Raw genomic sequence first — 23,125 nt, 5'->3', positions numbered from 1 at the left:
CGCTACCAGGTCATCACTGCTTCGTGCTCGGGGCGGGTGCCGGTCCGGATGCCGGTCGCGGTGACGCGGGTCTCGTAGAGCCCCGGGATCCAGTTGCCCTCGATGAGCACGGGTCCGGTGGGCGTGACGGCGACGTCCCATCCCACGTACGGCACCTCGGGGAGCACGCGCGCGGCCCGGTCGATCAGCGCGACCACGTCGTCCCACATCGGCACCCGGAAGTCGGGAATCGACAGCCCCGAGTCGGGGTGGACCGGGTAGAACGTGTTGTTCTTGCCGGAGTGGCCCTGACCGACGGCACGGCCGTCGGCGTCCAGCATCGTGAAGAACCCGCCCCAGCTGAACTGGTCGCTCACCGCTCCGCGGCCGAACTTCTGCACGCGCGAGACCAGGTGCACCGCGTCGCCGTCGAAATAGGAGACGACCCGCGTCGTGTTCACGGTCCCCGGGCAGTAGGCGGCGAGGTCGGGATGCTGCACGATGGCCTCCTCCACGAGCACCTGCCCCTTCGCCACGAGCTCGTCGTAGAACGCCGTCCAGTCGGTGACGTCCTCCGCCTGGTACCGGAACACCCCGTGCCCCTCGCGGCTGATCGGCTCCTTCGCGATCAGCACGGGATGGCGCTGCGCGAACGCCTCCAGGTCGGCTGCCGTCGCTTTCCCGAGGTCGAGCCACTCGCGCCCGGTGAACTCGGCGAACCGCGCGTGGAAGCGGCGCTTGTCGTTGAGGGTCTCGGCAGCTTCACGGTCGTTGAGCCTGTTCGCGATGTGGTGCTGCACGAGGGAGGTCATGAACGTCTTGCGCTCGCGCCGGCTGAGCGCCGCGAAGTCGGCCTCGTAGTAGTCGAGGAACGCGGTGTCATGGAACGCCGCAGCCCACAGCATGTCCACCGCCACCGCCGGCATCCACTTGCCCTGCTCCTGGGAGATCTGACGCGCCAGCGTGGTCACCCGCGACGGCCGGAAGGCGCGGGCGCGGTTCGCGAAGTACTTCACGCGGGCGTTGAGGTCGATCTTCATTGCGGGGAGGGTCGCCTTCCAGGTTCAGGGCGCTGCGGCGGACACGGCGCGCGGGGACCGGTCAAGCATAGTCGGCGGGCGCTGGCCGTCCCCTGAGGGAAAGGGGCCGGGAGCCTGCGTGATACGTTCGAGCGCATGGGTCAACTCGCCGTTCGGCTGCGCTATCTGGCCGGTCGCGCACGCAACCTCAGCCCCGCGAACCTCGCCGAGTTCACCCAGCACGTCAAGCGCGTGTCGAAGGCCCCGACGCCGGTCATCATCGCCGACATGCTCTGGTGCTCGGTCCGCTACGACATGGGGTTCCGCGACTACGCCGTGTGGGACATCCGGCTCCTGAAGGCCCGGGAGCGGAAGACGTGGATGACGCATCCGAAGTCCTTCCGGATCACGAAGATGCTCAACAGCGCGGACGCACGCCCTCTCGTCGAGGACAAGACCATCTTCTACCGCGACTTCGCCGACGACATCCGCCGGGAGTGGGTGGACGTGCGCACCACCGACGATGCCGGGCTCGCTGCATTCCTCGAACGGCATGAGCACGTCATCGCCAAGCCCGCGAACGGCTTCGGCGGCGGCGGGATCGACCGGGTGAGGAGCGCCGACGTCACGGATCTCGCGAGCTGGCGCACGGCCCAGATCGAGAAGGACCAGACACTGCTCGAAGAGGTGCTCCCCCAGCATCCCGACCTCGCCGCCGTCTACCCCGGCAGCGTGAACACCGTGCGTCTCGTCACGTTCCTCGACCCGGCCGGCACGTTCCACGTGATCGCGGGCGTGCTGCGCATCGGCAACGGCGGGGTGATCGACAACTTCGCCGGCGGAGGCATGTTCACGATGCTCTCCGATCAGGGCGTCGCGCTCTACCCCGGCGTCGACAAGCAGAGTAACGTGTACGAGAAGCATCCCGTGACCGGTGTGCAGATCGAGGGCCTGCGGGTGCCGATGTACGCCGATGCCGTCGCGATGACCGAGCGGCTCTCGCGGCGGCTCCCCCAGATTCCGTACATCGGGTGGGACATCGCCATCACTCCGGATGGACCGGCCGTGATCGAGGCGAATCACAACTCGAGCGTGTTCCAGATGAAGCCCACGGTCTCCGGCGTGCGCACGGGGCTGCTCTCGCGCTACCGCGACGCCACCGGACTGGATCTCTGAGACCGACCTGACGCGAGAGGCTCCGGCGACCCGGCGCCTCTCGCGCGTTCAGACGGGACGGACGATGCCGAGCGGCGTCGACTCGTGGCCCTGCCCGAGCGGATTGTCGCGCAGGATCGCGACGAGCCGCTGCTCCGCGGCACGATCGAGGGTCGACCCGAGGATGTTGCCGCCGAGGTCGTTGATGTCGACCACGGCGACCTCGCAGCGGGTGTCGAGCAGCGCCTTGAGCCGTTCCGCGACCGCCCGCGGCTGGGTCGGGCCGAGCACGACGGCTTCGTTGTAGGGCGGGATCGTGTGCTTCGTCGGCCCGTCGATCGCGCGCGCCTTGTCGCCGGCGATCCGGTAGAAGTCGCCCTTCCGCCCGAACGCCTTCGTCACGGCCGCGACGACGGCGGCGAACAGGATGCGCGGGGTTCCGCACTCGCGCAGCGCCATCTCCATCGTCTCCGGCATTCCCAGGCCGATCCCGTAGGGCGTCTTCGTGACGTACTTCGCGAGGAACGTCGCGAGCCGACGGGGCCGGATCTCCGAGACAGGGTACGACCGGCCCTGCGTGATCGCGACGATCTTCTCCGTGACGAACAGCGTGTCGCCGGGCTGCACGTGGGCGCCGGCGCTCTCCCGCACGAACACGTCGAGGTCGTCGCCCGGCATCACGACCCGCGTGCGGATCGGGATGCGGGCGTACGACGCTCCGTCGATCGTGACGGTGAGGGCCTTGCCGGCGTTCGCCTCGCCGCTCACTCGAGGTAGTCCCGCAGCGACTGCGAGCGGGACGGATGCCGCAGCTTCGCCATGGTCTTCGACTCGATCTGCCGGATGCGCTCGCGCGTCACCCCGAACGTGTCGCCGATCTGGTCGAGCGTCTTGGGCTGTCCGTCACCGAGACCGAAGCGCATCCGGATCACGCCCGCCTCGCGCTCGCTGAGCGAGTCGAGGAGGGACTCGAGCTGGCGCTGCAGCATCGTGAAGCCCACGGCGTCGGCGGGGACGACCGCCTCGGTGTCTTCGATGAGGTCGCCGAACTCGCTGTCGCCGTCCTCACCGAGCGGCGTGTGCAGCGAGATCGGCTCGCGGCCGTACTTCTGCACCTCGACGACCTTCTCGGGCGTCATGTCGAGCTCGCGGCTCAGCTCCTCGGGCGTCGGCTCGCGGCCCAGGTCCTGCAGCATCTGACGCTGCACGCGGGCGAGCTTGTTGATGACCTCGACCATGTGCACAGGGATGCGGATGGTGCGCGCCTGGTCGGCCATCGCCCGCGTGATCGCCTGGCGGATCCACCACGTCGCGTACGTGGAGAACTTGAAGCCCTTCGTGTAGTCGAACTTCTCGACGGCACGGATGAGGCCGAGGTTCCCCTCCTGGATGAGGTCGAGGAATTGCATCCCGCGGCCGGTGTAGCGCTTGGCGAGCGACACCACGAGACGCAGGTTCGCCCCGAGCAGGTGGCTCTTCGCGCGCTGGCCGTCGCGGGCGACCCACTGCAGGTCGAGCCCGAGCTGCGAGGACTTCTCGGTCGCCGACATGTTCGCGAGCTTCTCCTCGGCGAACAGACCCGCTTCGATGCGCATAGCGAGCTCGACCTCTTCGGCCGCGTTCAGCAGCGGCACCTTGCCGATCTGCTTGAGGTAGTCCTTGACGGGGTCCGCGGTCGCGCCGGTGATCTGCGTGGAGTAGACGGGGACGTCGTCCTCGTCCTTCGAGGAGATCACGATCGCGCCGGAGGGCAGCGGCTCGGTGAACTCCTTCTTCTTCGCGTTGGCGGAGTCGTCGTCTTCGTCCTCGTCGCTCGTCTCCGCGTCGGCCTTGTCCGTCTTGCCAGCGGCGGTGGGCGCGTCGGTCTCGACGTCGTCGATCTCCTCGTCGATCTCGTCCTCGGGCTCGTCGGAGGACGTCGTCTTGCTCGCCTTGGTCTTCGCGGGTGCCTTCGCTTCGTCTCGCTCCGCTCGCTCAGTGCGACGCTTCGCCGGCGCCTTCTTAGCCGGCGCGGTCTTCGCCGCCTTCTTGCCGGCCGGCTTCGCGGGCGCCTCGGCGCTCTGAGCCGCCGCCACCTCTTCGACCTCGGTGTCCTTGGTGCGCGAGCGGGTTGTGGTCTTCGTGCCTGCGGTCACGTTTCGCCTTTCGCCGGGAGCTGGTGTCACGCCGCCCCGTGTCGTTTCGGACATGGTCGTTTCGGACACTAGTAAGACCCTTGTCAAGTCCTTCTGCGGTCTGGGCTCCCCCTCACGAGGACCCCACGCAGACGCTGACAACGGGTCGGTGATCCATTGTCGCACATTCCGCGCCCGTCCCCGGACGCCTCGACAGGGAGTTCACCAGAGGAAACGTCCGGTCGGCGGCGGATATTCCGCATCCTCAGCCGAGCGGTCCGCCGTTCTTTTCGTCGTCGCCCGACGGGCGGGTGGCGAGGAACCGCTCGAGCTCCGCGGCGAGCTCCTCGGCGCTCGGCAGGTCGCCCGTGTGCACCATCGGGGCGGCCTGGGTGGAACCCGCCATATACGCGTCGTAGCGATCCTCGAGGGCCGTGAGCATGCGGGTGAGCTCCTCGTTCTCGTCGACCTGCTCCTGCACACGCTGGAGGAAGCCGCGGTTGCGTTCCCGCAGCTCCTCGCCCGTGAAGACGAGCCCGGTGGCGGCGGTGATGCTGTCGAGCGCGGCCAGGGTCGCGGCGGGATACTCGGTGTCGCCCAGATAGTGCGGCACCAGCAGGATGAATCCGGCGACGGCCGTTCCGTCCTGCGCGAAGCGGTGCTCGAGGAGGTGGCCGATCGTACCCGGCACCTCAGTGTGCGGCCGCCAGACGGAGTGCGCGGCGGTGAGCTCGGGACGCGTGCCGCTGACCGTCGTCCCGATCGGTCGGGTGTGCGGGACGGGCATGGGGATGGAGTGGATCCAGGTGACGGTGGAGACGCCGTATTCCTCGGAGAGGGAGAGCACGCTGCGCGCGAAGCCGTCCCAGACGAAGTCGGGCTCATACCCCGCGAGAAGCAGGAAGGGCTGGCCGAGAGCGTCGCGCACGAGTGAGAGCTCGAGCCGCGCGGGTCGGTAGCCGATGATGCGCTCCCCGTCGAACGTCACGGCGGGACGGCGCGCCCGGTAGTCGAGGAGCACGTCGTTGTCGAAGACGACGAGCGGGGACGACTCGAGATCGTCGTGCATCACGTCGATCAGCTGCGACACGGCGCTCCCCGCGTCGGTGAATCCGGTCAGCGCGATGACGAGGGGAAGTCCTCGCGGCACCGGCGGCGCCGACGCCGCGCGCTCGTACAGCGGCGCGTTCTGAGGCATGTCTCCACTCTAGGAGAGGCGGCCGCGAAGGCGGTCCGATCCCGCTCACAGCGAACATGGCGGCATCGCTGTGCGCGGCCCTCGATCGCGGGGGGCTCAGAGACGGCTCCTAGGATGGGGCATATGCCGTTCCCGAAGCCGGCGCGCAGCGACGCGTCAGTCCGTGAATCCGACTCCGAGCTTCTGATCCTCGCGCTCCCCCCGCTCGACGATCCCGCTGCCCCCGATCTCAGTGAGTGGCCCGGTCTCGTCGAGACGTTGGCGGCCCTCGGTTTCACGGGGGCGGCAGAGACGGTGTGCCGCGTCCCGGCGCCCGATCGCGCTCCGCAGCGCGTCGCCGTCGTCGGAACCGGCCCCGCCCCCACCCCCGACGCGGTACGGGTCGCGGTGGGCGCCGCGGTGCGCAGCCTCACCGGGTTCGCGTCGGCCGCCATCGCCGTGCCCGGCGCCGACGCCGCAGCACAGCGCGCCGCCCTGGAGGGCGCGGTGCTGGGCGGGTACTGGTTCGATGACTACAAGTCGGCCTCCGACCGACGGCGCCCCGCGGGCGCCGTCACGGTGCACGGCGACACGCTCAGCGACGCCGATGTGGTCAGGGCCGAGGTCGCCGCCGATGCGGTGGCTCTCGTCAAGGACCTGACCGCGACCCCCGCGCAGTGGCTCGGCCCGGGCGATCTCGCGCAGAAGGCCGTCGACGCCGTGGCCGGCCTCGCCGTGGAGGCGACGGTCCTCGACGAGGACGCGCTCGCCGAGGGCGGCTACGGCGGAATCCTCGGGGTCGGCCAGGGGTCGGTGCGACCGCCGCGCCTGGTCAGGCTCGACTACGCGCCCCAGCACGCGCAGCGCCATGTCGCGCTCGTCGGCAAGGGCATCACGTTCGACACCGGCGGCCTCTCCCTGAAGCCGCCCGCGTCGATGGTGGGGATGAAGACCGACATGTGCGGTGCCGCGACGGTGCTCGCCGTGCTGCGGGCGGCGGCCCGGCTCGAGCTGCCCGTCAGGGTCACCGCGTGGATGTGCATCGCCGACAACATGCCGTCCGGGTCGGCGATCCGGCCCGGAGACGTGCTGCGCACCCTCGACGGCACGAGCGTGGAGGTTCTCAACACCGATGCCGAGGGACGGCTCGTCCTCGCCGACGGGCTCGCCGCCGCCAGCCGTGAGCACCCTGACACCATCGTGGACGTCGCGACGCTCACCGGTGCGATCGTGGTGGCGCTCGGCAACCGGCACACGGGGGTCATGGGCTCCGACGACGCCGTCGCGGCATTCCTCGACGCTTCTGCGCAGACGGGCGAGCTCGCATGGCATATGCCGCTGCCCGTGCACATGGAGAGCGAGCTCGACTCCCCCATCGCCGATCTGCAGAACGCGAAGATCGGCGACCGCGCCGGCGGGTCGCTGTTCGCCGGCCTGTTCCTGCAGCGCTTCGTCGGCCGCTCCGGCGACGACACCGACTCCCCCCGCATCCCCTGGGTGCACCTCGACATCGCCGGATCCGGCGAGACCATCCGCGCCCACGGCTTCACGGAGAAGGGCCCGACCGGCTCGACCGTGCGGGCGCTCATCACCTTCCTCGAAGGAGCGGAACACCGATGACAGAGCACACCTTCGACATCGTCGTCCTCGGCGGCGGGAGCGGCGGCTACGCCGCAGCCATCCGGGCGGCCGAGCTCGGGAAGTCCGTCGCACTGGTCGAGCAGGACAAGGTCGGCGGCACCTGTCTGCACCGCGGGTGCATCCCGACCAAGGCGCTGCTGCACGCCGCCGAGGTCGCCGACGCGACACGCGACGCCGCATCCGTCGGGGTGCGCGCGAGCCTCGACGGCATCGACGTCGCCGCCGTCCGCTCGTATCGCGAGGGCATCGTCGCGAAGAAGTACAAGGGTCTCGAGGGGCTCATCAAGGCCCGCGGCATCACGGTGTTCCACGGCCACGGAACGCTGGCCGCCGACCGAGCGGTCCACGTGGGAGACGATGTCCTGCGGGGCACCGATGTGATCCTCGCCACCGGGTCGTACAGCCGGTCGCTGCCAGGACTCGAGATCGGCGGTCGCATCATCACGAGCGAGCAGGCGTTGGCGCTCGAGGAGGTCCCGCAGCGCGTCGCGATCCTCGGCGGCGGTGTGATCGGCGTGGAGTTCGCCAGCGTGTGGCGTTCGTTCGGCGCCGAGGTGACGATCATCGAGGCGCTCGACCATCTCGTCCCGAACGAGGACGTCGCCCTCAGCAAGGGCCTCGAGCGCGCTTTCCGCAAGCGCGGGATCGCCTTCTCGCTCGGCGTGCGGTTCGCCTCGGCCACGCAGACAGACGATGGCGTCACGGTGACCCTCGAGGACGGCGCGACGGTCGAGGCCGACTACCTGCTCGTGGCGGTGGGACGGGGCCCGGTGACCGCCGACCTCGGCTTCGAAGAGGCCGGGGTGGTGCTCGAGCGCGGATTCGTGCGCACCGACGATCACGGACGGACGGATGCTGACCACGTGTGGGCCGTCGGCGACATCGTGCCGGGCCTCCAGCTCGCCCACCGGGGGTTCCAGCAGGGGATCTTCGTGGCGGAGCAGATCGCGGGGCTCGATCCCGTGCCTGTGCCCGAGACCGACATCCCGAAGGTCACCTACTGCCACCCGGAGGTCGCCTCTGTGGGCCTCACCGAAGCGCAGGCCGTCGAGGCGCACGGCGCCGACGCGGTGGCGGCCTACGAGTACAGCCTCGCCGGCAACGGCAAGAGCGAGATCATCGGGACCACGGGTCTCGTGAAGATCGTGCGCCGCGTCGACGGTCCGGTCGTGGGAGTGCACCTGCTCGGCGACCGGGTCGGCGAGCTCATCACCGAGGGACAGCTCGCCGTCGGCTGGGAGGCGCACCCCGAGGACATCGCGCCTTTCATCCATGCGCACCCGACGCAGAGCGAAGCGCTCGGCGAGGCGTTCCTCGCCCTCGCCGGCAAGCCGCTCCACGCGCTGTGACCACACCGGCGCCGAGCGCGTCACTAAGCTAGAACAGATATCGGCTTCTGAAGGAGACACACCCATGAGCACTTCCGTGGTCCTCCCCGCGCTCGGCGAGAGCGTCACCGAGGGAACGGTCACCCGCTGGCTCAAGAACGTCGGCGACACCGTCCAGGAGGACGAGGGCCTGCTCGAGATCTCCACGGACAAGGTGGACACCGAGATTCCCTCTCCGGTGAGCGGCGTCATCGAGGAGATCCTCGTCGCCGAGGACGAGACCGTCGAGGTCGGCGCCGTCCTGGCGAAGATCGGCGACGGCTCCGGTGCGTCCGACTCCGAGGGTTCGGCCCCGGCCGCCGAATCGGCACCCGCTGAGGAATCGGCACCCGCCGAGCAGTCTGCGCCGGCCACGCAGTCCGCCCCTGCCGCGCAGGAGGCCCCCTCCGAGCAGCCTGCGGCTGCGGAGACCCGGTCAGAGGCCCCCGCCGCGCCGACCGCAGCCGCCGGCGGCGCCGGCAAGGACGTCGTGCTCCCCGAGCTCGGCGAGAGCGTGACCGAGGGCACCGTCACCCGGTGGCTCAAGCAGGTCGGCGACGACGTCGCCGTCGACGAGCCGCTGCTGGAGATCTCGACCGACAAGGTCGACACGGAGATCCCTTCGCCGTTCGCCGGCGTCCTTCAGGAGATCCTCGTCTCGGAGGACGAGACGGTCGCCGTCGGGTCGCCCCTCGCCCGGATCGGCGAGGCCGGAGCCGCCCCGTCGGCGCCGGCGCAGCCCGCCGAGGAGCCGCAGCAGCAGGCACAGGCCGCGCAGCCGCAGGCGGAGCAGCAGCCGACGGAGCAGCCGCAGCCGCAGGCGGAGCAGCCACAGCAGCAGGCACAGGCTCAGCAGGCCCAGCCGTCGGCGACCGCTCAGCCCGCGCAGGCGCAGCACCCGGACCCGCAGCAGGCGCAGGCGCCGGCGGCCGCCCAGACGCAGGCCGCGGCCGGCGCTGCCGACGACGAGCTCACCTACGTCACACCGCTGGTCCGGCGTCTCGCGCAGCAGCAGGGCGTCGACCTGTCCACCGTGAAGGGCACGGGCGTCGGCGGACGCATCCGCAAGGAGGACGTGCTGAAAGCCGCTGAGGCGGCGAAGGCCCCCGCAGCCGCGCCGGCCGCCGCCTCCGAGGCAGCACCGGCCCTGGAGGTCTCGCCGTTGCGCGGTACGACGCAGCCGATGTCGCGTCTTCGCCGGGTCCTCGCCGAGCGCGCGGTGGCGTCGATGCAGCAGACCGCGCAGCTCACGACGGTGGTCGAGGTCGACGTCACGAAGCTCGCGGCGCTGCGCGACAAGGTGAAGGGCGAGTTCCTCTCGAAGACCGGCGACAAGCTGTCGTTCCTGCCGTTCTTCGCGCTCGCGGCGACCGAAGCGCTGAAGGCGTTCCCCGTCATCAACGCGAGCGTCGACGGCGACAAGATCGTCTACCCGGCGAGCGAGAACCTGTCGATCGCCGTCGACACCGAGCGTGGGCTGCTGACCCCGGTGGTCCGCGACGCCGGCTCGAAGAACATCGCGCAGATCGCTCACGAGATCGCCGACCTCGCTGCCCGGACCCGTGACAACAAGCTGAAGCCCGATGAGCTCGCCGGCGGCACGTTCACGCTCACGAACACCGGTTCGCGCGGAGCGCTCTTCGACACGCCCGTCGTCTTCCTTCCGCAGTCGGCGATCCTCGGTACCGGCACTGTCGTCAAGCGCCCCGGCGTCGTTTCGGTCGACGGCAAGGACGCGATCGCGGTCCGCTCCTACGTCTACCTCGCGCTGTCATACGACCACCGCATCGTCGATGGCGCTGACGCCGCGCGGTTCCTCAGCGCGATCAAGACGCGCCTCGAGGCCGGGGCGTTCGAGGGCGACCTCGGGATCTGACCCGGCTCACGGCTCATGGCTGCTGCGCGACGTCATGGACGTCGCGCAGCAGCCATTCGTCGTCTCGGTGCACGATGACCACGAGCTGATCCGCTCCCGGTGACCGCGTCGGATGCACGCGCAGCACCGCAGCGCCGCCGAAGTCGTCCAGCAGAGCGACGCTTCGTGCGGCGCTCGGCAGATCGACCGCTCCGGCGTACGTCGCGCTCGGGTCCTCCTGCGTCCTCGCGCGGCAGGCGGCGTCGCCGCAGGCCGCGCGGGCGTCGAGCAGAGCGGTCGCCGCCGCCTCCCAAGACCGCTCGCCGCTCGGCGCCTTCGCACCGTGGGAGCTCCGCACGGGAGCCGGTGTCGACGCCGCGTCCGACCGCGGCGTCGCGGTCGACGGCCGCCCGTGGACCGTCTCGGCATGCGCGGCGCTATGCCCCGCGCCGTCGTCGCCCTGCGGCCACAGCAGCCCGCCGGCGAGCACCAGCGCCCCCAGGACCGAAGCGATGACGACCGGCCGGCGACGGTGCGGGCGGTCGCTGCGGACGCGCCGCCAGACGGCGGTCGTCACGTGCGATGCGAGCTCCGCCAGCGAGCCGTCGACGTGCGGCGTGAACGCCTTCCACCACGCCTCCCGCACGGGCGGCTCCTCCGCCTCGGCCGCGACCCGGTCGGCCCACGCCGCCCGGGCCCGCATCGGGGCGAAGACGTTCGTGGCGAGCGGCGCGGGCGGTGCGAGCGCGAAGAGCCCGGCCTCGAGCTCCTCCACCCGATGTGCGAGGCTCCGCGGGTCGGCGAGCGCCTCCCGCACCGTGTCGAGCGCGAGCGCGACGGCCCGATCCTGTTCCGCTGCGGCGCCCAGCTCGGCGAGGAGTCCGTCGGTCGCCTCCGCGAGCGGCTCCGTCCCGCCGGCGACGAGCACGGGGCGTCCGCGATCATCCAGCCACCACGTGCCGGCCAGCGGCGCCGCCCCACCCGCCCCGTCCGTCCGGACCATCGGCAGGGAACGCACGACGTCGGCCGCACCGCGCAGCACGCTGACGGCGAGCGTGACGGTCTCGCCCCGATCGAGCGGCACGCCCGCCGCTGCCCGGCGGCCGAGGAACGCGTCCACCGGCTCGACGCACGCCGGCATGACGGCGACGTGTCCCCGCGGGGTGCGGACGAGGTCGCGGGGCGCCGCCACATGTTCACCGGCAGCGACCTCCCAGGCCCAGAAGCCTCCCAGCTCCGCGACGTCGACGAGCAGGCATGTGCCTCCGCCGTCGTCCTGGGCGAGCACCGCCGCCCAGGGCGCGGCGGGAGGGGCGACCCGGCGGATCTGCCGAGGGCCGAGCGGCAGCCCCGCCGCCGTTCCCACCGGGGCGCGCTCGTGCGAAGGCTCCACTGCCACGCTGTGATCGCTCATGCTTCCAGTGTCGTGAGCCGACGCATCCGGACCCGCTCCCGATCGCGATCTGTGGAGAGTCGGCCCGCTTCCTCCAGCTGGGGAGGAACCGCTCGGCACCGGTAGGCTGGAGGGTATGGCCGCACGCAGTTCCCAGCCGGAGAAGAAGCCCGGCTTCTTCTCTCAGCTCGCCTCGCTCTTCCGCTTCACCAAGGAGATCTTCCCCTGGTTGCCGTGGGCGCTCGTCGGCATCCTCATCGTCGGCATCTGCCTCGGCATCCTCGTCGGCTACCTCATCCCGCCGGTCGCACTGTGGAGCATCATCCTGTGGGGCGTCACCGGTGCGCTCTTCGGCGTGCTGGCGGGTCTCATGACGATGACGCGCCTGTCGACGAAGGCCATGTACGCGAAGATCGACGGACGGCCCGGGGCCACCGGCCACGTGCTGTCGACGACGCTCGGCCGCAGCTGGCAGGCGAGCGACACCCCGGTCGGCGTCAACCCGAAGACTCAGGAGGCGGTGTACCGCGCCGTGGGGCGCGGCGGCGTCGTCATCGTGGGCGAGGGCGCCCGCGGCCGCCTCACCCGCCTCGTGAACGAGGAGAAGTCGAAGGTCAAGCGCGTCGCCAGCGGCGTTCCCGTCACCGTGCTGTACGTCGGTCACGGCGAGGGCGACGTGCCCATCGGCGACCTCGCCAAGACGATCAAGAAGCTGCCCAAGGCGATCAACCGCGCGACGCAGGCCGCCGTGATCAAGCGCATCGACTCCGTGTCGCAGTCGCTCGCCTCGCTGCCGATCCCGAAGGGCATCGACCCGATGCGGGCGCGGGCGCCGCGCCCCCGCTGATCCCCGGGCTCCTCATCCCGGATTCAGGTCCCGGGCCTCTCAGGCCCGCAGCCCCGGCCGCTCAGGCCCGGATCAGCACCGTCCCGGCGAGCTTGTCGTGCAGTCCGCGCTGGTCGGCGTCCCAGACGAGCGCGGGGATGACGAGGAACAGGAGCGCCGTGCGCACGACCGGGCGCCACAGTCCGACCCACCCGCCCGGCAGCCGCGCCACGCGCAGCCCCATCAGGCGATGCCCGGGGCTGCCGCCGATCGTCGGGATGAACACGATCTGCACGATCGCGAACACGATGTTGGCCGCCCAGGGATCGGCGACGACGACCCCGGTGACCGGGTCGACCGAATGGAAGAACGCGTATCCGATGAGACCCGCCGTGGCCACGTCGATCGCGAGTGCGGCCAGTCGCCGCCCGAACCGCGCGATGCTGTTCGGTCCGGAGTCCGGAAGTCCCAGTCGCTCACCGGGATACGAGGATGTCGTCGCGTCGGGCACCCGTCAAGCCTAGACGGCGCGTGTAACATGCCGGAAACATGCGGGACACCACCGGGCAATGCGGTGTGGGTAACTTCACCAGTGTCCGTTCCCGCGGACGAATCCCACCCGATCATGGAGAGCACATGTTCACAGAGCCCGCCGAGGTGCTGACTTTCATCAAGGACGAGGACGTCAAGTTCCTCGACATCCGCTTCACGGACCTCCCTGGTGTGCAGCAGCACTTCAACATCCCTGCATCGACGGTCGATGAGGAGTTCTTCACCGTCGGTCAGTTGTTCGACGGCTCCTCCATCCGCGGGTTCGCCAACATCCACGAGTCGGACATGCAGCTGATCCCGGACGTCACGACGGCGTACGTCGACCCGTTCCGGGAGGCGAAGACGCTCATCATGGTGTTCGACATCTACAACCCGCGCACGGGCGAGATCTACGGCAAGGACCCGCGTCAGGTCGCGAAGAAGGCCGAGAAGTACCTCGCGTCGACCGGGATCGCCGACACCGCGTTCTTCGCCCCGGAGGCGGAGTTCTACATCTTCGACGACGTGCGCTACGAGGTGAAGCAGCATTCCAGCTTCTACTTTGTCGACTCCGAAGAGGGAGCGTGGAACACGGGCCGCGTCGAAGAGGGCGGAAACCTCGCCAACAAGACGCCGTTCAAGGGCGGCTACTTCCCCGTCTCCCCCGTCGACAAGACCGCGGATCTGCGCGACGACATCAGCCTGCGCCTCATCGAGTCGGGCCTGGAGCTGGAGCGCGCGCACCACGAGGTCGGCACGGGGGGCCAGCAGGAGATCAACTACCGCTTCGACACCATGGTGCACGCGGCCGACGACATCCTGAAGTTCAAGTACATCGTCAAGAACGTCGCCGAGCAGTGGGGCAAGGTTGCGACGTTCATGCCGAAGCCGCTGTACGGCGACAACGGGTCGGGGATGCACACGCACCAGTCGCTCTGGCAGGACGGCAAGCCGCTGTTCTACGACGAGAAGGGCTACGGCGGACTGTCCGACGTCGCACGCTGGTACATCGGCGGCATCCTCAAGCATGCGGCGGCGGTGCTCGCGTTCACCAACCCGACGCTCAACAGCTACCACCGGCTGGTGAAGGGCTTCGAGGCGCCGGTGAACCTCGTCTACTCGGCCGGCAACCGCTCGGCCGCCATCCGCATCCCGATCACGGGGTCGAACCCGAAGGCCAAGCGCATCGAGTTCCGCGCGCCCGACGCATCCGGCAACCCGTACCTCGCGTTCGCCGCGCAGCTGATGGCGGGCCTCGACGGGATCAAGAACCGCATCGAGCCGCACGAGCCGGTCGACAAGGACCTGTACGAGCTCCCGCCCGAGGAGGCGAAGGGCATCCCGCAGGTGCCGAACTCGCTGCAGGACTCGCTCGACGCCCTCGCCGCGGACCACGCGTTCCTCCTCGAGGGCGGCGTGTTCACGCAGGAGCTCATCGACACGTGGATCGAGTACAAGATCGAGAACGAGATCAAGCCGCTCGCGCAGCGTCCGCACCCCTTCGAGTACGAGCTGTACTTCGGGGTCTGACGCCGTTCGGCCGATACACCGGAAGGAGCCTCGCCGACGGGCGGGGCTCCTTCCCGTTCACCCGTAGAACAGCTTCTCGAACGACCGGCGGGCGCGGCGGGATGCCCGCATCCACGCCTCCTCGACCGCCGAGGCGGAGCGGGGCGGGAACTCGAGGAGGCGTCCGATGCCGTCGAGCTGCCGTCGATCGGCGGGAAGCACGTCGCTCGTCTGCCCGCCGAGCAGCGTGTTCGCCGAACGGAGCCTGCTGGCGAGGCGCCACGCCTCGCCCAGCCGCTGCGCCGCCGGCGCGGGGACGAGGCCTGCCTCGGTCGCAGCGTCGAGCGCCTGCAGCGTCGAGGTGGTCCGCAGCGCCTCCCGTACGTGCGCGTGTTCGAGCTGCAGCAGCTGCACCAGCCACTCCACGTCGCTGAGGCCCCCCGGCCCGAGCTTCAGGTGCCGCTCGCGCGGCGCGCCCTGCGGCAGGCGCTCGTTCTCGACGCGCGCCTTGATCCGCTTGATCTCGCGCAGGTCGGCGTCGCGCACTGCCGCGGGATAGCGGACGTCGTCCGCCAGCGCCATGAAGTCTGCGAGCAGGTCGGGATCGCCTGCGACGGGTCGTGCGCGCAGCAGCGCCTGCGCCTCCCACGACACCGACCACCGCCGGTAGTACTCGCGGTAGGAGTCGAGGCTGCGCACCAGCGGGCCGTTCCGTCCCTCCGGTCGCAGGTCGGCGTCGAGCTCCAGCGGCACGCGGTGGTCTTCGGCGTGCAGCCGCAGCTGCGTGACGAGGGCGCGCGCGAGGTCCTGCGCCCGCTGCGGGTCGAGCCCCTCCGCACGGTAGACGAACAGCACATCGGCGTCCGAGCCGAAGCCCAGCTCGGCTCCCCCGAAGCGCCCCATGCCGATGATCGCGAACTGGAGGGATGCGTCTTCCGCCGGGAGCACCTCCCGGGCGACGGCGCGCAGAAGCGCCTGGATCGTGACGTCGGTGATCGTGGTGAGCGCGTGTGCGAGCTCCTCGAGCGTCAGGACGCCGAGCACTGTCGCCATCGCGGTGCGCAGCAGCTCGCGCCGCCGCAGCGCGCGCACCGCACGCACGGCCGGCACGGTGGCCGTGTGCCGGGTCTGGATGGCCCGCGCCTCCTGCTGGAGCGCCGCCGCGGTGCGGGGTCTGAGCCGCTCGTCGTCGTCGAGCCACGCCACCGACTCGGGGATCCACTCCATCAGCTCGCCCACGTACCGCGACCCCGAGAGCACCCGGGTGAGGCTCTCGGCGGCGGCCGACGAGTCGCGCAGCATGCGCAGGAACCATGGTGTGTCGCCGAGCCGCTCGCTGATCCGCCGGAAGGCGAGAAGCCCGTAGTCCGGATCGACGCCGTCGGCAAACCAGCGGATCATCACGGGCATGAGATGCCGCTGGATCGTGGCCTTGCGACTGAGACCGGTCGTCAGCGCGGCGATGTGCCGCAGTGCCCCGGCCGGGTCGCCGAACCCGATCGCGGCGAGGCGGTCACCCGCCTGCTCGGGCGAAAGGGTCCGCTCCTCCTCGTCCAGCCCTGCCACGGCCGCCAGCAGCGGCCGGTAGAACAGGCGGACGTGGATGTCGCGCACCTCGCGCTTGACGCGCTCCCAGAGCTGCCAGACGGCGTCGCCGTTCTCGGCGAGCCGCGAGGCGCGGGCGAGCACGCGGAGCTCTTCGGGACGCGACGGCATGAGATGGGTGCGCCGGAGGCCGCGCAGCTGCACGCCGTGCTCGAGCACCCTCAGGGTCCGGTAGTCGTGGTCGAAGGCCGACGCATCCGCTCGCCCGATGTACCCCTCCGCCCTGAGCGCGCCCAGCGCCTCGAGGGTGCCCCGCTGCCGGATCGCCGGGTCGGTGAGACCGTGCACGAGTTGCAGCAGCTGCACCGTGAACTCGACGTCGCGGATGCCGCCCGGACCGAGCTTCAGCTGATACGGCACCTCCTCGTCGGGGATGTTCTCGGTGACCCGCTCCCGCATCCGCTGCACGTTCTCGACGAAGTCGGCGCGCGCGGCGCTCCCCCAGACGCGTGCGCGCACCGCCGCGACGTACTCGTCCCCGAGACCGCTGTCCCCCGCGACGGACCGCGCTTTCAGCAGCGCCTGGAACTCCCAGCTGTGCGCCCACCGGTCGTAGTACGACAGGTGCGATGCGAGAGTGCGCACGAGCGCACCCTGCTTGCCTTCCGGCCGCAGATTCGCGTCGACCTCCCACAGCGGCGGTTCGACCTCCATGCCCGAGATGCCGCGCATCGTCTGGATGGCGAGTCGCGTCGCGATGTCGACCGCCCGACCCTCGGACAGTCGCTCGACGGCGTCGTCGGCGACGCCGGTGACGAAGATCACGTCGACGTCGCTCACGTAGTTCAGTTCGCGGGCGCCGCACTTGCCCATGCCGATCACGGCGAGCCGGGTGTCGGCGACATCCTCCCGTGGGAAGAGGCCGAGGGCGCCGCCCGCCGCCACGCGGGTGCGCGCGACGCACAGCGATGCCTCCAGCGCCGCGCCCGCGGCGTCCGCGAGGGCCGCCGACACGTCGTCGACGACGCCGACCGGGTCGTCGGCGAGCAGATCGAACACCGCGATGCGCGCCAGCAGCCGTCGGTAGCGCACGCGCAGGGCCACCCACGCCTCCTCCGAGCCATCCGCGGCGAAACCATCGGCAGCGGCGACGGATGCCGCCAGCTCGGCGTTCAGCTCGACCCGGTCGGGCAGCGACGGCCGAGGGGCCAGGAGATCCTCGAGCTCGGCCGGGTGGCGCAGATAGAAGTCCGCGAAGCCGCGGGAGGCGCCGAAGAGCGCCCAGGCCGCACGTGCGCCGTGCTCGTCGGCGATCACCGCCCGCACGGGGGCGGCGTCGCGACGGGCCACGCGCAGCATGCCGTCGAGGGCGTCGTCGGGATCGGCCGCGGTGCCCGCCGCCGCCATCAGCGGCTCACGGGCGAGCCCGGTGGCGTCGGCGAGATCGCCGAGTCGGGCGTCGGCCTCGGCCAGGCGGGTGAATCCCAGCCGCGCGAGGACGGAGAGGGCCGACGCGCGATCCACCGCTGCCATCGAGCGCTCCTAGAGCATCTCGAGGTTGCGCTGCAGCTCGAACGGGGTCACCTGTGACCGGTACTCCTCCCACTCGCGCCGCTTGTTCAGCAGCACGTAGTTGAAGACCTGTTCTCCCAGCGTCTCGGCGACGAGCTCCGACTCCTCCATGTACTCGAGGGCATGCTCGAGGCTCGACGGCAGCGGGGCGAAGCCCAGCGCACGCCGCTCCGCGGCGCTGAGCGACCAGACGTTGTCCTCCGCCTCGGGGGGAAGCTCGTACTCCTCCTCGATGCCCTTGAGGCCGGCGGCGAGCATGAGGGCATACGCGAGATACGGGTTCGCCGCCGAGTCGAGGGCGCGGTACTCGACCCGGGAGGACTGGCCCTTGTTCGGCTTGTACATCGGCACGCGCACGAGCGCCGAGCGGTTGTTGTGGCCCCAGCAGATGAAGCTGGGGGCCTCGTCGCCGCCCCACAGACGCTTGTAGGAGTTGACGAACTGGTTCGTGACGGCCGCGATCTCGTTCGCATGGCGGAGGAGGCCGGCGATGAACTGGCGGCCGACGCGGGACAGCTGGTACTGGGCGCCCTCCTCGTAGAACGCGTTCACGTCGCCCTCGAACAGCGACATGTGGGTGTGCATGCCGCTGCCGGGCTGGCCGGAGAGCGGCTTCGGCATGAACGTGGCGTACACGCCCTGCTCGATCGCGACCTCCTTGACCACGGTGCGGAACGTCATGATGTTGTCGGCCGTCGTGAGGGCATCGGCGTACCGCAGGTCGATCTCGTTCTGTCCCGGACCGCCCTCGTGGTGGCTGTACTCGACGGAGATGCCGAGATCCTCGAGCATGCGGACCGAGCTGCGACGGAAATCGTGCGCCGTTCCGCCGGGGACGTTGTCGAAATAGCCGGCGGAGTCGACCGGCACCGGTCCGTCGGGGCCGAGCTGCGACGACTTCAGGAGGTAGAACTCGATCTCGGGATGCGTGTAGAACGTGAAGCCCGAGTCGGCCGCCTTCGCCAGCGTGCGCTTGAGCACGTGCCGCGGGTCGGCGACGGCGGGCTGGCCGTCCGGGGTGGTGACGTCGCAGAACATCCGGGCGGTCGGGTCGACCTCGCCGCGCCAGGGAAGGATCTGGAACGTCGTCGGATCGGGATTCGCGAGCAGGTCGGACTCATACGACCGCGTCAGCCCCTCGATCGCCGAGCCGTCGAATCCCAGCCCCTCGGTGAAGGCGCCTTCGACCTCGGCGGGCGCGATCGCGACGGATTTGAGCGTGCCCACCACGTCGGTGAACCACAGGCGGACGAACTTCACGCCGCGCTCTTCGATCGTGCGCAGCACGAAGTCCCGCTGCTTGTCCATGCTCTCCCCTCACTGGCGGCGCGGTGCGCCGCGGATATCAGCCTTCGAAGCTGTTCTCGGCGGCGCCGGGCTCGTTCCAGCCGTCTTCGCGCCGTTCCTCCTCGGCCCACTGGCGGGAGCGCTCCTGCATGATCTCCGGCGCCCGTGCCGCCTCCTCCGCGGTGTCGAAGGGGCCGGCGCGGTCGGGTGCGGGCGACTGCATGCCGCGCTCCACCTCGCCGGTCACGAGGTTGTACCAGAACTTGTCGTCGTTGTCGGCCATGGTGACTCCTCGGGTTCTGCACGGGCGTGCCGCGCGCCGGGATGCCCGCGGATGCGGGCGGTGTCTCGATCCTACTGATCGCGGGCGGATGACACGCGGCGGGTGCGGATGCCCGGCTTGGCTAGGCTGATCGCATGGCAACGAAGACGACGCGTGCGGTCGGAGTGGACATCGGCGGCACCGGGATCAAGGGCGGAATCGTCGATCTCGACAAGGGCGAGCTCATCAGCGACCGGATCAAGGTGGCGACGCCCGACGGGGCGAAGCCCGCCGACGTGCTCGCCGCCGTGAAGGAGGTCCTCGCCACGCTCGAGGTGAGCGACGACCCCATGCCGCTCGGCGTCGCCTTCCCCGCGATCGTCAAGAACGGCAAGACCCTGTCGGCCGCCAACGTGTCGCACGACTGGATCGGGTTCGATGCGGAGAAGTTCTTCGAGGACGGCCTGGGCCGCGACATCCACTTCGCGAACGACGCGGACGTCGCCGGGATCGCCGAGGTGCGCTTCGGCGCCGCCCGCGGCAAGGACGGGCTGGTGATGCTGACCACGCTCGGCACCGGCATCGGGACCGCCATGATCTACAACGGGACGCTCATCCCGAACACGGAGCTCGGACATCTCCAGCGCGCGCAGCACAAGCGCGACGCCGAGGCATGGACGGCGTACTCCGCAATGGAGCGCGAGAACCTGAGCTGGGCGAAGTGGTCGAAGCGCCTGCAGTGGTACTACAGCTACCTCGAGTTCCTGTTCAGCCCCGACCTGTTCGTCGTGGGCGGCGGCGTGTCGAAGCACGCCGACGAGTTCCTGCCGCTGCTGGATCTGCGCACCCAGATCGTGCCCGCCGTGCACCGCAACAACGCGGGCATCATCGGCGCCGCCGCGCTCGCCGCCGACTGACCCGGCGGCGCGAGCTCGAGAAGGGGCGAATGGGTCGGCCTGTACGCCGGGTTCTGTCCGGGGGCGTGAAGCCCCGTGGATGGCCATCTCTCTCGGCGACACGTTGCCGTGCCGCTCCAGCGGTCTACCCGGGGACTCGGCGGGCCGCGTCACCATCCCCTGTCTGACCTTGCTCCGGGCGAGGTTTGCCGTGCGGGCCGCGTCACCGCGACCCCGGTGGTCTCTTACACCGCCCTTTCACCCTTACCGGGACGAGCCCGGCGGTCTGCTCTCTGTGGCACTGTCTCGCGGATCACTCCGGGTGGCTGTTGGCCACCGCCCTGCCCTGTGGAGCCCGGACGTTCCTCGGCGCGACGGGCGGACCCGCCGCGACGCGGCCATCCAGCCGACCCATTCGCCCATCGAGCCTAGCGGCTCCCCGTGAGCACACGCTCTGCACCTCTCGTCAGCGCGGAGGTTGTGCGATATGCTTCCCCTGCGCCCCGACTGGGGAGGGCGCACCCGACCATGGGGATGGTCGGCTGAATGCCTTACTGGGGAGGCAGTGATGTTTCGCAAGACCATGACGGCTCTGGCTGTCGCCGCGCTTCTGACGCTCGGCGGTGCATCGACCGCGATCGCCGACGACACGGCGGCGCCCGACGGGTCGAACTACACGCCGCGCACTCCCGCGCAGCCGTCGCTCACCGGCACCACGGCCGGCGCCGAGTGCCGCGGCGACTCACCGTGGATCCACTTCAACATCGTGCTCACCGACCCCGACCACGAGTCGACGAGCAACGCCGCTACGCTGATCATGTCCGACGGGACGCACTCCACGACGATCGATCTCGGCACGCTCGTGAACGGCAGGCTCTCCGGCAGTGTGCTCTGGCCGGGTGCCAGCGTCGACTCGGCCGGCCATCCCGCGACCTGGCCCGGATGGGAGACCAGGAACGGGTCACTGACGCAGACGTCGGGCAACTTCGCGTGGACGCGCGGGAACATCACCGCCACGATCGACGTGAACCCGTCGATCGTCGTGCCGGTGAGCTATCCCGCCGTCACATCGGGATGCGCGAACCCGATGGCGGTGTCGTCGGCGGCGATCCTGCCCGTGACGGGCCTGAACGTGCCCGTGGTCCCGATCGCGATCGGCGGAGGGATCGTCCTGCTCGCCGGCGCGGGTCTGCTCGTGGCACGCCGACGGATGCGTCGCAGTTGACCATCGCGGATGTCGGCGCTCCGCCTCGGCGGCGCCGCGTGCGGTGGTACGTGCTCGGACTCGTCTTCGCGGTCTGCGTCCTGCTCGCCGCGGTGGCATGGGTCGGAGTGCGCGCGCTGCTCGTGAAGAATGAGGTCGAGGCCATCCAGTCGCTCACAACGCGGATGACGACGGCGCTCGCCGCCCGCGATCTCGACGAGGTGGGCTCGGCGAATCGAGAGCTCGCGGTCCACGCCCATCGGGCCGCTGAGCTGTCCGGAGACCCGCTCTGGCGCACGGCCGAATCGCTGCCGGTGCTCGGCGCGAACCTCGCAGCGGTGCGCCTGGTGGCAGAGGGTGTCGACACCCTGAGCACCCAGGTCGTCGCGCCCATCATGGCCGCATCGACCGCCCTCTCCGAGTCGCCGGACCCGCTCGGAGCACCGTTGGCGGCGGCTGTGGCGGCCGGGGGCCCGATCGATCGTGCCGCCGCCGAGCTGCACGGACTCGTGGTGCGGCTCGACCGGGTCTCCGCGGTGGGGCTCGTTCCCCAGGTCTCCGACGGACTCACAAAGGTGCGCACGGTGGCAGCGGAAGCCGACGCGGTGCTGCGTCCGCTTGCGACATCGGCCCAGGCTCTTCCCGAGATCCTCGGCTCGGAGCAGCCCCGCACCCTGCTCCTGATGATCCAGAACCCGGCGGAGCTACGCACGGGCGGCGGCATCACCGGAACGTTCGTGCAGCTGCGGGCCGACGAGGGCAGGATGACGATGCAGCGGATGACCGACTCCTCGCATTTCCGGCACCGTGACGCGCCCATCATCCCCATCTCCCGGGACCTCGACAAGCTGTACGGCGACGTCACCGGGCGGTTCGTGCAGAACGCCTCGATCCCCACGGACTTCGCTCTCACCAGCCGGCTCGCCACATCGTGGTGGGAGGCCGACGGCGGGGCACGACCCGATGCGGTGATCTCGATCGACCCCGTCGTGCTGCAATCGCTCCTCGCCGTGACCGGACCGGTGAAGCTCGCAGACGGATCCACGCTGAGCGCGGGGAACCTCCACGAACGCCTGCTCGTCGTGCCGTACATGACCATGACGCAGCCGCAGCAGTCAGCATTCTTCGCACAGGCGACGACGGCGATCTTCGGCCGCCTGTTCACGCAGGGATTGACGCCGGTGGACTGGGCGCGGGCTCTCGCACAACCGGTTCAGGACGGACGGGTCTCGGTGTGGAGCGCCGACGCGCGCGCCCAGGCGGCCATCGCCCGAGGTCCGCTCGGCGGCCCGCTGGTCAGGCAGAGGCTCGCCGGGGACAACGCGTTCGGCGTGTACTTCAACGACAACACCGGTGCGAAGATGGCCAGTTTCATGACGACGACGATCTCGTCGGCGACGGGGACCTGCCGTGCCGACGGCAAGACGACCGTCGCCGTCTCGGTCACGCTGACGAGCACCGCTCCCGCGAAGGCCGCCTCATGGCCGTTCAGCATGAACGGCGGGGGCCACTGGGGCATCCCCCCGGGAGACATCGGCATGAACGTGACCGTGGCCGCGCCACCCGGAGCCTTCGTCGACTCCGTCGTACTGGACGATCGCGGCACGAGCGCGGTCGCCGCCGACGCGGAAGGCCATCCCAGCAGCATCGCGCACGTCACTCTTCGCCCCGGCGACACCAAGACGCTCACCTTCCGTTTCGTCACGTCGCGCGGCGGTCCCGTCCAGATCGTGCACACTCCGATGCTCACCGACCCCGCAGTCGCCACGACTGTGCTGCGCTGCGGCTGACGC

General features: G+C 70.4%; 18 protein-coding genes and 1 other RNA gene. 9 read left to right on the top strand and 10 right to left on the bottom strand.

The window, feature by feature from the left end:
- Positions 1 to 2: 2 nt before the first annotated feature.
- Positions 3 to 1,019 (bottom strand): sugar-transfer associated ATP-grasp domain-containing protein, encoded by a 1,017-nt coding sequence (locus AC3RX1_RS09045; RefSeq protein ID WP_491500900.1) that lies wholly within the window; start codon positions 1,017 to 1,019, stop codon positions 3 to 5.
- 135 nt (positions 1,020 to 1,154) lie between these two features.
- Between AC3RX1_RS09045 and AC3RX1_RS09040 the strand changes: the two genes are divergently transcribed.
- A complete protein-coding gene (locus tag AC3RX1_RS09040) occupies positions 1,155 to 2,174 on the top strand; it encodes a sugar-transfer associated ATP-grasp domain-containing protein (RefSeq protein ID WP_491500899.1) in 1,020 nt (339 codons plus the stop codon).
- Positions 2,175 to 2,222: 48 nt separating this feature from the next.
- Here the strand turns inward: AC3RX1_RS09040 and AC3RX1_RS09035 are convergent, their stop codons facing one another.
- From AC3RX1_RS09035 to AC3RX1_RS09025, 3 genes are all read right to left on the bottom strand, one after another.
- Positions 2,223 to 2,921, bottom strand: coding sequence for a coenzyme F420-0:L-glutamate ligase (locus tag AC3RX1_RS09035; protein ID WP_491500898.1), 699 nt, complete (start codon positions 2,919 to 2,921; stop codon positions 2,223 to 2,225).
- On the bottom strand, positions 2,918 to 4,288 hold the full coding sequence (locus AC3RX1_RS09030; protein WP_491500897.1) for an RNA polymerase sigma factor: 1,371 nt from the start codon (positions 4,286 to 4,288) through the stop codon (positions 2,918 to 2,920). Before AC3RX1_RS09030 ends, AC3RX1_RS09035 begins: the two co-directional genes overlap by 4 nt.
- 244 nt (positions 4,289 to 4,532) lie before the next feature.
- Positions 4,533 to 5,465 (bottom strand): proteasome assembly chaperone family protein, encoded by a 933-nt coding sequence (locus AC3RX1_RS09025; protein WP_491500896.1) that lies wholly within the window; start codon positions 5,463 to 5,465, stop codon positions 4,533 to 4,535.
- A gap of 123 nt (positions 5,466 to 5,588) precedes the next feature.
- On the opposite strand from AC3RX1_RS09025, the gene AC3RX1_RS09020 reads away from it, so the two are divergent.
- From AC3RX1_RS09020 to sucB, 3 genes are all read left to right on the top strand, one after another.
- Positions 5,589 to 7,064 carry a leucyl aminopeptidase gene (locus AC3RX1_RS09020; RefSeq protein ID WP_491500895.1) on the top strand — a complete coding sequence of 492 codons (1,476 nt, stop codon included), beginning with the start codon at positions 5,589 to 5,591 and terminating at the stop codon, positions 7,062 to 7,064.
- Positions 7,061 to 8,434, top strand: a complete 1,374-nt coding sequence (gene lpdA, locus AC3RX1_RS09015; RefSeq protein ID WP_491500894.1) for a dihydrolipoyl dehydrogenase — start codon at positions 7,061 to 7,063, stop codon at positions 8,432 to 8,434. Before AC3RX1_RS09020 ends, lpdA begins: the two co-directional genes overlap by 4 nt.
- 64 nt (positions 8,435 to 8,498) lie before the next feature.
- Positions 8,499 to 10,328 carry a 2-oxoglutarate dehydrogenase, E2 component, dihydrolipoamide succinyltransferase gene (gene sucB, locus AC3RX1_RS09010; RefSeq protein ID WP_491500893.1) on the top strand — a complete coding sequence of 610 codons (1,830 nt, stop codon included), beginning with the start codon at positions 8,499 to 8,501 and terminating at the stop codon, positions 10,326 to 10,328.
- A 13-nt stretch (positions 10,329 to 10,341) separates the two neighbouring features.
- On the opposite strand, the gene AC3RX1_RS09005 is transcribed toward sucB, so the two are convergent.
- Positions 10,342 to 11,721: a hypothetical protein gene (locus tag AC3RX1_RS09005; RefSeq protein WP_491500892.1), complete on the bottom strand. Its 1,380-nt coding sequence runs from the start codon at positions 11,719 to 11,721 to the stop codon at positions 10,342 to 10,344.
- A 115-nt stretch (positions 11,722 to 11,836) separates the two neighbouring features.
- On the opposite strand from AC3RX1_RS09005, the gene AC3RX1_RS09000 reads away from it, so the two are divergent.
- Positions 11,837 to 12,547 carry a DUF4191 family protein gene (locus AC3RX1_RS09000; protein WP_491500891.1) on the top strand — a complete coding sequence of 237 codons (711 nt, stop codon included), beginning with the start codon at positions 11,837 to 11,839 and terminating at the stop codon, positions 12,545 to 12,547.
- Positions 12,548 to 12,608: 61 nt separating this feature from the next.
- Here the strand turns inward: AC3RX1_RS09000 and AC3RX1_RS08995 are convergent, their stop codons facing one another.
- Positions 12,609 to 13,037: an RDD family protein gene (locus AC3RX1_RS08995; RefSeq protein ID WP_491500890.1), complete on the bottom strand. Its 429-nt coding sequence runs from the start codon at positions 13,035 to 13,037 to the stop codon at positions 12,609 to 12,611.
- A 125-nt stretch (positions 13,038 to 13,162) separates the two neighbouring features.
- Here AC3RX1_RS08995 and glnA (AC3RX1_RS08990) point away from each other — a divergent pair, with 125 nt between their 5' ends.
- A complete protein-coding gene (glnA, locus tag AC3RX1_RS08990; protein ID WP_491500889.1) occupies positions 13,163 to 14,587 on the top strand; it encodes a type I glutamate--ammonia ligase in 1,425 nt (474 codons plus the stop codon).
- A 57-nt stretch (positions 14,588 to 14,644) separates the two neighbouring features.
- On the opposite strand, the gene AC3RX1_RS08985 is transcribed toward glnA (AC3RX1_RS08990), so the two are convergent.
- The 3 genes from AC3RX1_RS08985 to AC3RX1_RS08975 are packed head-to-tail and all read right to left on the bottom strand — an operon-like array spanning position 14,645 to position 19,253.
- Positions 14,645 to 17,644, bottom strand: a complete 3,000-nt coding sequence (locus AC3RX1_RS08985) for a bifunctional [glutamine synthetase] adenylyltransferase/[glutamine synthetase]-adenylyl-L-tyrosine phosphorylase (protein WP_491500888.1) — start codon at positions 17,642 to 17,644, stop codon at positions 14,645 to 14,647.
- A gap of 9 nt (positions 17,645 to 17,653) precedes the next feature.
- A complete protein-coding gene (gene glnA, locus AC3RX1_RS08980; protein WP_491500887.1) occupies positions 17,654 to 18,991 on the bottom strand; it encodes a type I glutamate--ammonia ligase in 1,338 nt (445 codons plus the stop codon).
- Positions 18,992 to 19,028: 37 nt separating this feature from the next.
- Entirely contained in the window at positions 19,029 to 19,253 is a 225-nt protein-coding gene (locus tag AC3RX1_RS08975) for an SPOR domain-containing protein (protein WP_491500886.1), read from the bottom strand.
- 134 nt (positions 19,254 to 19,387) lie between these two features.
- Between AC3RX1_RS08975 and ppgK the strand changes: the two genes are divergently transcribed.
- The gene (ppgK, locus tag AC3RX1_RS08970; RefSeq protein ID WP_491500885.1) at positions 19,388 to 20,149 is read left to right on the top strand and encodes a polyphosphate--glucose phosphotransferase; all 762 of its coding nucleotides are present in this window, start codon (positions 19,388 to 19,390) and stop codon (positions 20,147 to 20,149) included.
- Positions 20,150 to 20,175: 26 nt separating this feature from the next.
- On the opposite strand, the gene rnpB is transcribed toward ppgK, so the two are convergent.
- Positions 20,176 to 20,542, bottom strand: an RNA gene (gene rnpB, locus AC3RX1_RS08965) — RNase P RNA component class A.
- Between the two features lie 154 nt (positions 20,543 to 20,696).
- Between rnpB and AC3RX1_RS08960 the strand changes: the two genes are divergently transcribed.
- Both AC3RX1_RS08960 and AC3RX1_RS08955 read left to right on the top strand, forming a co-directional pair.
- Positions 20,697 to 21,353: an LPXTG cell wall anchor domain-containing protein gene (locus tag AC3RX1_RS08960; protein ID WP_491500884.1), complete on the top strand. Its 657-nt coding sequence runs from the start codon at positions 20,697 to 20,699 to the stop codon at positions 21,351 to 21,353.
- Complete coding sequence (locus AC3RX1_RS08955) at positions 21,350 to 23,122, top strand: DUF4012 domain-containing protein (RefSeq protein WP_491500883.1); 1,773 nt, start codon at positions 21,350 to 21,352, stop codon at positions 23,120 to 23,122. Before AC3RX1_RS08960 ends, AC3RX1_RS08955 begins: the two co-directional genes overlap by 4 nt.
- The last annotated feature ends 3 nt before the right edge of the window (positions 23,123 to 23,125 follow it).

It is taken from the genome of Microbacterium altimontanum, assembly GCF_058349865.2.
The sequence above is the reverse complement of the archived record's forward strand: the minus strand, read 5'-3'. Positions and strand labels throughout refer to the sequence as shown.

What these genes read in the sequence shown, in the direction of transcription:
- AC3RX1_RS08960 (WP_491500884.1), top strand. Translation starts at nt 20,697, where the DNA reads ATGTTTCGCAAGACCATGACGGCTCTGGCTGTCGCCGCGCTTCTGACG.
- AC3RX1_RS09005 (WP_491500892.1), bottom strand. Translation starts at nt 11,721, where the DNA reads ATGAGCGATCACAGCGTGGCAGTGGAGCCTTCGCACGAGCGCGCCCCG.
- sucB (WP_491500893.1), top strand. Translation starts at nt 8,499, where the DNA reads ATGAGCACTTCCGTGGTCCTCCCCGCGCTCGGCGAGAGCGTCACCGAG.
- glnA (WP_491500887.1), bottom strand. Translation starts at nt 18,991, where the DNA reads ATGGACAAGCAGCGGGACTTCGTGCTGCGCACGATCGAAGAGCGCGGC.
- lpdA (WP_491500894.1), top strand. Translation starts at nt 7,061, where the DNA reads ATGACAGAGCACACCTTCGACATCGTCGTCCTCGGCGGCGGGAGCGGC.
- AC3RX1_RS09000 (WP_491500891.1), top strand. Translation starts at nt 11,837, where the DNA reads ATGGCCGCACGCAGTTCCCAGCCGGAGAAGAAGCCCGGCTTCTTCTCT.
- AC3RX1_RS09020 (WP_491500895.1), top strand. Translation starts at nt 5,589, where the DNA reads ATGCCGTTCCCGAAGCCGGCGCGCAGCGACGCGTCAGTCCGTGAATCC.
- AC3RX1_RS08985 (WP_491500888.1), bottom strand. Translation starts at nt 17,644, where the DNA reads ATGGCAGCGGTGGATCGCGCGTCGGCCCTCTCCGTCCTCGCGCGGCTG.
- AC3RX1_RS09040 (WP_491500899.1), top strand. Translation starts at nt 1,155, where the DNA reads ATGGGTCAACTCGCCGTTCGGCTGCGCTATCTGGCCGGTCGCGCACGC.
- AC3RX1_RS09025 (WP_491500896.1), bottom strand. Translation starts at nt 5,465, where the DNA reads ATGCCTCAGAACGCGCCGCTGTACGAGCGCGCGGCGTCGGCGCCGCCG.
- AC3RX1_RS08975 (WP_491500886.1), bottom strand. Translation starts at nt 19,253, where the DNA reads ATGGCCGACAACGACGACAAGTTCTGGTACAACCTCGTGACCGGCGAG.
- glnA (WP_491500889.1), top strand. Translation starts at nt 13,163, where the DNA reads ATGTTCACAGAGCCCGCCGAGGTGCTGACTTTCATCAAGGACGAGGAC.
- AC3RX1_RS09045 (WP_491500900.1), bottom strand. Translation starts at nt 1,019, where the DNA reads ATGAAGATCGACCTCAACGCCCGCGTGAAGTACTTCGCGAACCGCGCC.
- ppgK (WP_491500885.1), top strand. Translation starts at nt 19,388, where the DNA reads ATGGCAACGAAGACGACGCGTGCGGTCGGAGTGGACATCGGCGGCACC.